This window comes from Paenibacillus sp. plas6 (genome assembly GCF_057221655.1).
This window is the reverse complement of the sequence record NZ_CM170151.1, coordinates 2,065,001-2,076,874: the sequence shown is the minus strand read 5'-3', so window position 1 is coordinate 2,076,874 and position 11,874 is coordinate 2,065,001. Positions and strand designations below refer to the sequence as shown.

Annotated in this window: 11 protein-coding genes; 7 read left to right on the top strand and 4 right to left on the bottom strand. The window is 38.6% G+C overall.

Going from position 1 to position 11,874, the window contains the following annotated elements:
* Nucleotides 1-32: 32 nt before the first annotated feature.
* The 4 genes from jag to rpmH all read right to left on the bottom strand — a co-directional run bounded on the left by jag (nucleotide 33) and on the right by rpmH (nucleotide 2,154).
* Complete coding sequence (gene jag, locus AC2TDL_RS09335; RefSeq protein WP_484700607.1) at nucleotides 33-653, bottom strand: RNA-binding cell elongation regulator Jag/EloR; 621 nt, start codon at nucleotides 651-653, stop codon at nucleotides 33-35.
* Nucleotides 650-1,441, bottom strand: a complete 792-nt coding sequence (locus AC2TDL_RS09330; RefSeq protein WP_484700606.1) for a YidC/Oxa1 family membrane protein insertase — start codon at nucleotides 1,439-1,441, stop codon at nucleotides 650-652. Before AC2TDL_RS09330 ends, jag begins: the two co-directional genes overlap by 4 nt.
* Nucleotides 1,442-1,573: 132 nt before the next feature.
* Complete coding sequence (gene rnpA / locus AC2TDL_RS09325; RefSeq protein WP_484700604.1) at nucleotides 1,574-1,960, bottom strand: ribonuclease P protein component; 387 nt, start codon at nucleotides 1,958-1,960, stop codon at nucleotides 1,574-1,576.
* 59 nt (nucleotides 1,961-2,019) lie between these two features.
* On the bottom strand, nucleotides 2,020-2,154 hold the full coding sequence (gene rpmH, locus AC2TDL_RS09320) for a 50S ribosomal protein L34 (RefSeq protein ID WP_213518855.1): 135 nt from the start codon (nucleotides 2,152-2,154) through the stop codon (nucleotides 2,020-2,022).
* Between the two features lie 682 nt (nucleotides 2,155-2,836).
* Between rpmH and dnaA the strand changes: the two genes are divergently transcribed.
* The 7 genes from dnaA (at nucleotide 2,837) to gyrA (ending at nucleotide 11,837) form a co-directional block, all read left to right on the top strand.
* Nucleotides 2,837-4,183, top strand: coding sequence for a chromosomal replication initiator protein DnaA (dnaA, locus tag AC2TDL_RS09315; RefSeq protein WP_484700599.1), 1,347 nt, complete (start codon nucleotides 2,837-2,839; stop codon nucleotides 4,181-4,183).
* 154 nt (nucleotides 4,184-4,337) lie between these two features.
* Entirely contained in the window at nucleotides 4,338-5,480 is a 1,143-nt protein-coding gene (gene dnaN / locus AC2TDL_RS09310; protein WP_484700597.1) for a DNA polymerase III subunit beta, read from the top strand.
* 10 nt (nucleotides 5,481-5,490) lie between these two features.
* Complete coding sequence (gene yaaA / locus AC2TDL_RS09305; RefSeq protein WP_484700594.1) at nucleotides 5,491-5,706, top strand: S4 domain-containing protein YaaA; 216 nt, start codon at nucleotides 5,491-5,493, stop codon at nucleotides 5,704-5,706.
* Nucleotides 5,707-5,735: 29 nt separating this feature from the next.
* Nucleotides 5,736-6,851 carry a DNA replication/repair protein RecF gene (gene recF / locus AC2TDL_RS09300; protein WP_484700591.1) on the top strand — a complete coding sequence of 372 codons (1,116 nt, stop codon included), beginning with the start codon at nucleotides 5,736-5,738 and terminating at the stop codon, nucleotides 6,849-6,851.
* Between the two features lie 9 nt (nucleotides 6,852-6,860).
* A complete protein-coding gene (remB, locus tag AC2TDL_RS09295; protein ID WP_484700588.1) occupies nucleotides 6,861-7,109 on the top strand; it encodes an extracellular matrix regulator RemB in 249 nt (82 codons plus the stop codon).
* 73 nt (nucleotides 7,110-7,182) lie between these two features.
* Nucleotides 7,183-9,090: a DNA topoisomerase (ATP-hydrolyzing) subunit B gene (gene gyrB / locus AC2TDL_RS09290; protein ID WP_484700583.1), complete on the top strand. Its 1,908-nt coding sequence runs from the start codon at nucleotides 7,183-7,185 to the stop codon at nucleotides 9,088-9,090.
* Nucleotides 9,091-9,350: 260 nt separating this feature from the next.
* The gene (gene gyrA, locus AC2TDL_RS09285; RefSeq protein ID WP_484700579.1) at nucleotides 9,351-11,837 is read left to right on the top strand and encodes a DNA gyrase subunit A; all 2,487 of its coding nucleotides are present in this window, start codon (nucleotides 9,351-9,353) and stop codon (nucleotides 11,835-11,837) included.
* The last annotated feature ends 37 nt before the right edge of the window (nucleotides 11,838-11,874 follow it).

Below are 11,874 nucleotides of genomic sequence, written 5' to 3'. Positions count from 1 at the left end.
TCATCTTGTCCATCTAATGATTTTTCTTGTTCTCATCTCAACGTAATAACTACTCGACGATTTGGCTCATCACCTTGACTGAACGTTTTTACCTTAGGGTGACTTTGCAGTTGAGAATGAATAACTTTTCGTTCATGCGGCATCATCGGTTCCAGTACAATTTCCTTCTTGGTACGAACAACTCGATTAGCCAGACGTTCGGATAATTCTTCTAAAGTCTTGCGACGACGTTCTCTAAAATTCTCAGCATCTAAAACAATTCGAATATGATTGTCAGAATAACGGTTTGCTACAATTGTAACTAAATATTGAAGAGCATCAAGGGTTTGTCCACGGCGTCCAATTAGCATTCCTAGATCACCGTCACAAGAAATTGACAGTTGTAAACTTTCCTTACTTTCTGTCCAATTTACATGAACATCTAATCCCATTGCATGAGCGACATCTTTAATAAAGCGCTCTGCCTCTTCCTTAGGATCAGGAATCAATTCTAACTCTACCTTGGCATCCTTTGAGCCAATTAAGCCTAAAAAACCTTTACTAGGCTGTTCTACCACGACAACCTTTACGCGATCTTGAGTGACTTTTAATTGTGCCAAACCATTATTTACCGCATCTTCGATTGTCTTACCCGATGCAAGAATTTTTGTCATTTCGCAAGAACCTCCTTCTTATCTTTCCCTTTACGGGCTGGTAATACATATAGGAAGTAATTTTGAATAATGGTATAAATGTTGCTGAATACCCAATATAATGGAAGTGCCATTGGCAATGACTTCGACATTATAAAAATCATGATCGGGAATACGAATAACAAAATATTCATCATTGGCAGCGGCTGTTGCTGTTTTTGGGTAGCTTGCATCATAAATGTTTGAATAAACGTAGTAATAGCAGCAATTAACGGTAAGAAGTACCATGGACTAATTTCATTTAATGTCCAATTAAATAACATGCTTGAGCGCAAATTTTCATTCCAATAAATCGCATTATATAGCGCAATGAAAACCGGCATCTGAATAAGCAATGGCAAGCATCCTGCAAGAGGATTGATATTGTGTATTTGGTAAAGCTTCATCATTTCTTCTTGCATTTTTTGCGGGTTATCTTTGTACTTCGTTCTAAGCTCATTCATTTGTGGCTGAATTGCTTGCATCGCTTTAGAACTACGATATTGTTTTAACGTTAATGGCAAAATTAATGTACGTACAACAATCGTCAGCATTAAAATTGCTAACACATAGCTGCCATTAACCCAATCAGCAAACGTATCCAATGTCAATGCAAAATAATAGACGACATTTCTTTCCCAAAAATTACCCTCTAGCAAGTGTTCTGTTGTTTTGGTATTGTCGACCTGTGGCGCACAACCAGAAAGCAGGGCAATAGATAACAACAAACCTACAATTAGCATCAATTTTCGATTGTTACGGAACAACATTAGATCTCCTCTCTGAGACTCATTACATTAATCTCAACATAGACTATACCATAAATTATTCCACAAATAAATATTACCAAACCGCTTTCAAGAAGTCTCACGAGACAAGTTTTCCTATGCTACAAAAAAAGGCTAGCTTTTGCCTTTTATAATCGCAGTTTTAGGTTGCTTGGCTTTGCTATCCTTCATTAATCCAGCCTTACGTAGCACATGTTTCACAGATTTCTCAAGCTCTGCATAACTCATAGAAACAGCAGGCTTTCTTACTATTAATATAAAGTCTACATGAGGCACAATTTGATATTCCATATGACGAACTATTTCTTTAATGAGACGACGCATGCGATTTCGAACGACAGCATTGCCTATTTTTTTACTTACTGATATGCCTACGCGAAAAGGATCCGCGCTTTGCTGCTTCGACCAGTATACAACGAATTGACCATTGGCGAATGATCTTCCTCCGCGATATACACGAGTAAAGTCCTCACGATTTCGTAGACGTAACTTTCTGCGCACCGAACCGTCCCCATTCCTTATATAAAATAAAAAAAGACCACCGAATGTGGTCTTTTAAATTATGCACTAAGAACTTTTCTTCCTTTACGACGACGAGCTGCTAAAACCTTACGTCCATTTTTACTGCTCATACGTTTACGGAAACCATGTACCTTAGCACGTTTGCTTACATTCGGCTTAAATGTAGGACCCATTATGCTGCACCTCCTATATGTTTCTTATCCAAACGCTAAATCCATGCTGGTTATTTCATTCACGTCACAATCTCCATCATTGGACACTACTTGAAATAACTGCTTACACATTATAAGTCAGGATGCGAGCGCTCAATAGAATATATTCAAAAACACGCTTCTCCCATTAAACCATGCAAAGGGCAAAAAGTCAATCGAAGTCAATAGGAAAAAGCTGTATCTTTTTAGCCATATTAAGTTACTAAATATTTTTCTATAAAATTGCAAATTCTATACTGTGGATAACCTGAATAAGGTTATTCTCCTATTGAAAACGACAGCTGTGGATATTTTTTTACACGGTTTATCGGCTGCTGTCGAAATTTGCACACGATATTAACAATATCTAGTGTTGTAGATAACTTATATACACAACCTATTGAAATTGTGGATAAAATCATCAAATTCATTGAAATACAAGGGATCTTTTGCTATGATAGAAATGTTTTCGTTGTGGATTATTTGAATTATTATCAAGGTTATTAACAACCTGTGGATAAATTTGTGTACAACATCTTGCATATATGAATAACTTTTTGGAGCATATCTGCGTATTGTGGACAACTTTTTGTTCTGCACTTTTATATTTCGACATAACGACATATCTTTATATTTGCAATTTATTGATAAGGAGTGACAGGCTGTGGATAGCCATACTCAAGATCTATGGCAGCAAGTATTGTCCATTATACAGACGAAACTAAGTAAGCCGAGCTATGATACATGGTTTAAAGCGACAAAAGCGAGGTTTATTGATGATTCTTTATTGGAAATTATTGCGCCAACAGCATTTGCTGCAGAATGGCTGGAAAATAAATATACTAATTTGATTAAATCTACGCTTTACGACTATTTAAATCGCAACATTAATATTAAATATTCAATTGGTGAAGCGAAATCAGCAGAGCAGTCTGTCGTTGTACCAGCAAAACAACCTGCTAGTCCAGTAAGTGCAGAAGAAGCACCTGCTAATATGCTAAATCCAAAATATACGTTTGATACATTTGTAATCGGTGCAAATAATCGCTTTGCCCATGCTGCATCATTAGCTGTAGCAGAAGCGCCTGCCAAAGCATATAACCCTTTATTTTTGTATGGCGGTGTAGGATTAGGAAAAACGCATCTTATGCATGCAATTGGACACTATATTATGGAACATAATCCAAATATGCGTGTGCTCTATATTTCTTCTGAAAAATTTACAAATGAGTTTATTAATGCGATTCGCGATAGCCAAGGTGAAAGCTTCAGAACAAAATATCGTAACATCGATGTTCTGCTTATTGATGATATTCAATTTATAGCCGGTAAAGAACAAACTCAGGAGGAATTTTTCCATACCTTTAATGCTCTGCATGAAGAACGGAAACAAATTATTATTTCTAGTGACCGACCGCCAAAAGAAATTCCTACATTGGAGGAACGGCTTCGTTCACGTTTTGAATGGGGATTAATTACCGACATTCAGCCTCCCGATTTAGAAACAAGAATTGCTATTTTACGCAAAAAAGCTAAAGCAGAAAATCTTGATATTCCAAATGAAGCAATGAACTATATTGCTAATCAAATTGATACGAATATTCGCGAGCTGGAAGGCGCGCTTATCCGTGTAGTTGCTTATTCCTCATTAATTAACGCAGATATTACATCACATTTAGCAGCAGAAGCACTTAAAGATATTATTCCATCATCTCGCCCACGCATGATTACGATTAATGATATTCAAGCGAAGGTCGGCGAATTTTATGGTTTAAAAATAGAGGATTTCAAAGCTCGCAAGCGTACTAAGGCAGTAGCATTCCCAAGACAAATTGCAATGTACTTATCGCGTGAGCTAACTGACTACTCCTTGCCTAAAATCGGAGAAGCCTTCGGAGGACGTGATCATACAACGGTCATTCATGCTCACGAAAAAATTTCTCAGCTAATCCAAACTGATCAGGAGCTATACAAAATCATTACAAACATTACAGAGAAAATTAAAAATTAAATGTTAACAACTAAACAAGCCTATGCACAAGCTATGCACATGTGGATAGGCTTGTTTTATCCGCCAGTTTAGGGGTTATCCACATATTCAGGTCCCCTACTGCTACTACTACTAATATTTTTTTTAAACTTCTACTTTAAAGCGAGGGATTTCGTTGAAATTAACGATAGCCAAAAATGAACTAAATCAAGCAATTCAAAACGTAGCAAAAGCTATATCTGCACGTCCTACTATTCCAATATTAGGCGGTATTAAAATTGATGTTACTCATCAATATGTCACATTAACAGCTAGTGACACTGATATATCTATTCAAAGTTTTATTCCTGTAGAACAAAATGGACAAATTATTGCCGAAATTGATAAACCAGGCAGTGTTGTATTGCCTGCTAAAGTTGTTGTAGAAATTGTAAAAAAACTGCCTTCTGACCAAGTATCTATTGAAGTTGGACAACATTTCCAAACACAAATTAAATCAGGTTCAACGGAAATTCAAATGGTTGGCTTGGATCCAGAAGATTTTCCTACATTGCCTAGCATAGAACAAGATCAAGTGCTGCAGCTTCCTGGTGAACTTTTAAAATCAATGATCCGTCAAACCGTGTTAGCAGCTTCTACCAGTGAACAAACTCCGATCTTAACAGGTGTACTTTGGACTTTGTATCAGGGAGAACTGAAATTTACTGCAACTGACCGACATCGTTTAGCTGCTCGTACAACTAAAGTAGATACTGAGGATCAATTCCGTTTTAGCAATATTGTTATTGCTGCAAAAACATTAAACGAGCTATACAAACTAATTCCTGATCAACATGCTTTAATCGATATTGTTGTTACGGATAATCAAGTGTTATTTAAGCTTGAACATATATTATTCTTTACGCGTATTCTTGATGGAACATACCCTGACACATCAAAAATTATTCCATCCGCTTACGAAACTGAAATTGTTCTTGATACAAAAATCATTATGGATGCAATGGATCGGGCATATTTAATGTCACGTGAAGAAAAAACAAACATTGTTCGTCTAACTACGATTGATAATGGTCTACTTGAAGTGTCTTCTAGCTCTACTGAACTTGGCCGTGTTACAGAGCAAATTCAACCGATAGACTATAAAGGTGAACCTTTGCGTATTGCCTTTAACTCTAAATATATGCTTGATGTATTAAAAGTAATTGATAGCGAGAAAATTGTGATAGGCTTTACTGGAGCAATGCGTCCTATTATTATTCGTCCGCTTGATCATGATCATTGCGTTTATGTCATCTTGCCGTATCGCACAACTGGCTAGGAGGATTAACATGAAACAAGTTGAAATATCCACAGAATATATTACGCTGGGCGCATTTTTAAAAATGACAGATTGTATATCCACAGGTGGACAAGCTAAATTTTTTTTACAGGAAACAAAAGTGTTGATAAATGGTGAGCCCGATAATCGTCGAGGGCGCAAGTTATACCCTGGGGATAAAATAGAAGTTGCAGGATTCGGTTCATTTATGATTACTGGTTCCTAGTCGATAGAAGTAGTGCGGGAGGGCAAAAGGTGCTGCTTAAAAATATAAAACTGAATAATTATCGCAATTACGAAGCATTGGAACTAGAAACACCACATATGGTAAACGTATTTTTAGGACAAAATGCACAGGGCAAAACAAATTTGCTGGAAGCGATATTGGTGCTTGCCCTCACCAAGTCGCACCGTACCTCTAAAGATAAGGAATTGATCGGTTGGAACGGCGATCATGCTTATGTTGGAGGAACTGTTGAAAAAAAGTACGGAAAATTGTCGCTTGAGCTGATGTACAGCCAAAAAGGAAAAAAAGCAAAGCTTAACGGGTTGGAGCAGCGCAGACTTAGCGATTATGTCGGTGGCTTAAATGTCGTAATGTTTGCACCAGAGGATTTGGAAATTGTGAAAGGAACGCCAGGTGTACGCCGTCGATTTCTTGATATGGAAATCGGCCAAGTGCAGCCTGGCTATCTGCATTGGTTGCAGCAATATCATAAAGTACTGCAGCAAAGAAATAATCTTCTGAAAAATGGCCCGCATGCGATTGACAAAGCAATGCTGGATGTATGGAATATGCAATTGGCACAATTCGGTGTTAAAATAATGATGAAAAGGAAACACTTTATAGATAAGCTGCAATTGTTTGCGAGACAAATCCATAGCGGGATAACTAATGGGCTGGAACATCTCAGATTAGCTTACCGCCCGTCCTTTGAATGTGATTTAGAACAAGATGAAGCTATGTTATTGGAACAATTTATGGTAAAGTTAACACAGGCAAGCGAACAAGAGTTTCGTCGTGGTGTAAGTTTTGTAGGACCACATCGTGATGATCTTGCCTTTTTTATTAATGACAAGGAAGCACAAACCTTTGGCTCACAGGGTCAGCAGCGAACAACCGCATTATCGATTAAGCTTGCTGAGCTAGAGCTTATTCATGAGGAAATTGGCGAATATCCTATATTACTGCTAGATGATGTATTGTCAGAGCTAGATCGCAATCGACAAACCCAGCTAATTGAAACATTCCAAAGCAAGGTGCAAACTTTTATTACGACGACTGGGCTTGAGAGTGTTGATATGGAACGGCTTCATCATGCAGGTATTTATTATGTCAAAGAAGGAAAGGTAAGCTTAACAAGTGAATGAGGTGAATATATGTATATCCATGTTGGTGGCGAGAAAATAGTACGGACATCAGAAATTGTTGCTATTTTTGATATTTCCATTGAAAGCTCCTCAAAGCTGTCAAAGCAGTTTATGTCAGGCGCGCAAAAGCGCAAGCAAATTGAGGATATTGGCGAAGAGGAAGCAAAAAGTATCGTCGTCACAACAAATAAAGTGATTTACTCACCCATTTCTTCAGCTACATTGAAGAAAAGAGCTCACCATTTCGCAGCATTGTAGAAATAACTATCAGAAATAGTTTATAATAATATTTTTGAGATGGATAAGCAGTTGAGAGGAGCAGTGAACGTGCATGTCATTGGAACAACACACGTATGATGAGAGCCAGATACAGGTATTAGAGGGGCTAGAGGCCGTTCGTAAGCGCCCAGGGATGTATATTGGTTCTACGAGCGTAAAAGGTTTGCATCATCTTGTATGGGAGGTCGTGGACAACAGTATTGATGAGGCATTAGCAGGCTACTGCGATAAAATTGATGTCATCATTCATGCCGACAACAGAATAACAGTCATTGATAATGGACGTGGGATTCCTGTAGGGATGAATGAAAAACTGCAAAAGTCCACGCTTGAAGTCGTACTAACGGTGCTGCATGCAGGCGGAAAATTTGGCGGTGAAGGCTATAAAGTGTCAGGCGGTCTTCATGGTGTCGGTATTTCTGTCGTAAATGCCCTATCTGAGCATGTAAAGGTTCAAGTTAAACGTGACGGTCACCTCTATCAACAAGAATATACTCGTGGCGTACCACAATATGATATTAAAATTTTAGGTGATACTGACGAAACAGGTACGACAGTTACCTTTAAGCCAGACGCTGAAATTTTCACGGAAACTACAGTTTTCGATTACGAAACTTTGCAAACACGTATACGTGAGCTGGCATTTTTGAATAAAGGAATTAAATTGACCCTTAAAGATGAGCGAAGTGGACAATACGAAGAGTTTCATTATGAGGGTGGTATTAAAGAATTTGTAAAATATTTAAGTCGCCATCGTGAAGTGTTGCATGAAGAGCCAATTTATATTGAGGGTAATCGTGACAATATTCAGGTAGAGGTTTCCCTGCAGTATAATACAAGCTATTCAGAATATATCTATTCTTTTGCGAACAATATTCATACACATGAAGGTGGAACACATGAATCTGGCTTCAAGTCAGCATTGACGCGCATCATTAATGACTATGCTCGCAAATATAATATGCTTAAAGAAAGTGATTCTAACTTTACTGGTGATGATGTTCGAGAGGGTTTAACAGCGATTATCTCAGTAAAAATACCAGAACCGCAATTTGAAGGGCAAACTAAAACAAAGCTTGGTAATAGTGAAGTTCGTGGTATAGTTGAATCATTCTTTTCAGAGAAATTCCAAGAGTTTCTTAATGAAAACCCAAGCGTATCGAAGAAGATCATTGAAAAAGGATTGCAAGCTGCAAGGGCACGTGAAGCAGCGAAAAAAGCTCGTGAGCTTACTCGCCGTAAAAGTGTGCTAGAGGTAGGATCACTGCCAGGAAAACTTGCCGATTGCTCCTCTAAGGATGCTTCAATTAGCGAGCTATATATCGTAGAGGGGGACTCTGCGGGAGGCTCTGCAAAGCAAGGACGCGATCGTCACTTCCAAGCAATTTTGCCTTTGCGGGGTAAAATTTTAAACGTAGAAAAAGCGCGTCTTGATCGAATTTTAAGTAATGCGGAAATTCGTGCAATTATTACTGCACTAGGTACCGGTATTGGTGATGATTTTGATCTTGAAAAAGCAAGATATCACAAAATTATTATTATGACTGATGCCGATGTCGACGGTGCACATATTCGCACGCTCTTGTTAACGTTCTTCTATCGTTACATGCGTCAAATTATTGAAGCGGGTTATGTTTATATTGCACAGCCGCCATTGTTCAAAATTGAGAAAAGTAAAGTCGTGCGCTATGCGTTGACGGAAAAGGAACGTGACCAAATCATTGCTGAAATGGGCGAAGGTAAAGTCAATGTGCAGCGCTATAAAGGTCTTGGTGAAATGGATGCCACTCAGCTTTGGGAAACAACAATGGACCCTGAAAGTCGCACGATGCTTCAAGTGTCAATTGATGACGCAATGGAAGCTGATACGATTTTTGATACGCTGATGGGCGATAACGTTGAACCGCGCAGAGATTTTATTCAGAAGTATGCGAAGTATGTAACCAATCTTGACTTCTAGAATTGACTTAAATTTAGGATGCTAATTTCGTAACGAACAACAAGCGAAATTAGCATCTTTTTACGTCATTATGGAATTTTACAGCAAGACAGTCTAAGTAATGAATGGTATAATAAAATTTGGTATTCAAAACGAAAGTAATGCCAAAAATGTGGACTATAGTCGAATGTACGCGTCATTATAGCGAACTCTTCTGTTTGTTCTTTTACATAATTGGAGATTATAAAGCTATAGATAGAATGACGTTAGGGAGGTAAAGCATGGCCGAGGAACAAAGAGCGTCAATTGTGAATCGTGATATAGGTACGGAGATGCGCAATTCGTTTTTGGATTATGCGATGAGCATCATCGTAAGTCGCGCGTTGCCAGATGTCAGAGATGGGCTAAAACCCGTACATCGCCGTATTCTTTACGCGATGGCAGATTTAGGCATGTCGCCAGATAAACCTTATAAGAAATCAGCAAGAATCGTAGGTGAAGTAATCGGTAAATATCACCCTCACGGTGATGCTGCTGTTTATGAGTCAATGGTTCGTATGGCGCAAGATTTTTCAATGCGCTACATGCTAGTTGATGGACATGGTAACTTTGGATCTGTTGATGGTGACATGGCAGCGGCCATGCGTTATACAGAAGCGAGATTATCAAAAATAGCAATGGAATTGCTGCGTGACATCAATAAAGAAACAATTGATTTTCAAGATAACTATGATGGAGAAGAGAGAGAACCTGTTGTTCTGCCTTCTCGTTTTCCTAATTTACTCGTTAACGGTGTAACAGGGATTGCTGTCGGTATGGCGACCAATATTCCACCACACAATTTATGCGAGGTTATTGAAGGTGCGCAGGCACTTATTCGCAACCCAGAGTTAACATCACTTGAATTGCTAGATTATATTAAAGGACCAGACTTCCCTACTGCTGGTTTTATTATGGGGAAAGCTGGCATTAAGCAAGCTTATTTGACTGGTAGAGGCTCGATTACAATGCGTGCTCGTGCAGAAATTGAGGAGCACAACGGAAAGGCTAGAATAATTGTTACTGAGCTACCTTATCAGGTCATTAAAGCTCGTTTAATTGAAAAAATAGCAGAGCTCGTACGTGAAAAAAGAATAGAAGGTATTACCGATTTACGCGATGAGTCTGATCGCAACGGTATGCGTATCGTTATTGAATTACGCCGTGACGTTAATCCAAGCGTGGTGCTTAACAATTTATATAAGCAAACTCAGCTGCAAACTAACTTCGGGATCAACATGCTTGCGCTTGTAAATGGCGAGCCAAAAACATTGAATTTACACGATATGCTGTATCATTATTTACAGCATCAAGTTGAGGTAATTCGTCGTCGTACAGAGTATGATTTGAAAAAAGCTGAAGCGCGCGCGCATATTTTAGAAGGTTTGCGCATAGCGTTAGATCATTTAGATGAAGTTATTACTTTGATTCGTTCATCACAAACAGCAGATGAAGCTCGTGATGGCTTAATTGAGCGTTTCTCACTTACTCATGAGCAGGCTCAAGCTATTCTCGATATGCGTTTGCAACGTCTAACAGGTTTGGAACGCGACAAAATCGAGAGCGAATATGAAGAGCTTATGCGCAAAATTGCTGAATATAAAGCAATTTTGGCAGACGAGCAGCTAGTGCTTGAGATCATCCATGAGGAGCTCGAAGAAATTAAGCAACGTTTTGGCGATGAGCGCAGAACTGAAATTACTGCTAGCGATGAGGAAATTCTTGATGAGGATCTTATTCCGCGTGAGGATGTACTTATCTCGATTACTCATTCTGGTTATATTAAACGTCTGCCAGTTACAACTTATCGTAGCCAGAAGCGTGGCGGTCGTGGGGTAGTCGGAATGGATACGAAGGAAAATGACTTTGTTGAGCATTTATTCGTAACCAATTCTCATCACTACTTGTTATTCTTCACTAACAAAGGAAAAGTTTATAAACTAAAAGCTTATGAAATTCCTGAGTTAAGCCGTACAGCTAGAGGAACACCGATTATTAACTTAATTCAAATTGAACAGGGAGAAACGATTAACGCAGTTATTCCTGTTGAAAACTTCAATGATGAGCAATATCTATTCTTTGCAACTAAGCAAGGGGTAGTTAAGAAAACTTCATTGAGTGAGTATTTGAATATCCGCAAAGTCGGACTAATCGCGATCTCATTGCGCGAGGATGATGACTTAGTTGGTGTTAAACTAACTGATGGCAATCAAGAGATTATTCTAGGTACAAGTCATGGGATGTCGATTCGCTTCAATGAGCAAGATGTACGGGCAATGGGCCGCTCTGCAACTGGGGTTAAAGGTATCCAGCTTGTAAATGACGATAAAGTTATTGATATGGATGTCGTTGTTCCTGGTCGCGAAGTGCTTGTTGTAACAGCCAATGGATATGGTAAACGTACGCCAGAAAGCGAGTATCGTCCGCAAAATCGTGGCGGTATCGGGATTAAAACAATTAATCAAACAGAAGAACGTGGTTTAGTCGTCGCATTGAAGATTGTTGATGAGCAAGAAGATTTAATGATTATGACAGCTTCAGGAACACTAATTCGTGTAAGTATTGAAGAAATTAAATCAATGAAGCGGGATACGATGGGGGTTAAACTTATAAATACTCGTGAAGATGACATCGTATCTACAGTTACTCGTGTAGAAAAAAATGAGGACGATGAAGCTTCATCTGAAAATAATCATGATAATGCAGGGCAGCCTGGTGATTTAGAATAATTTTGATTAAAGGACGGCAAAGGACATACGTTTCCAG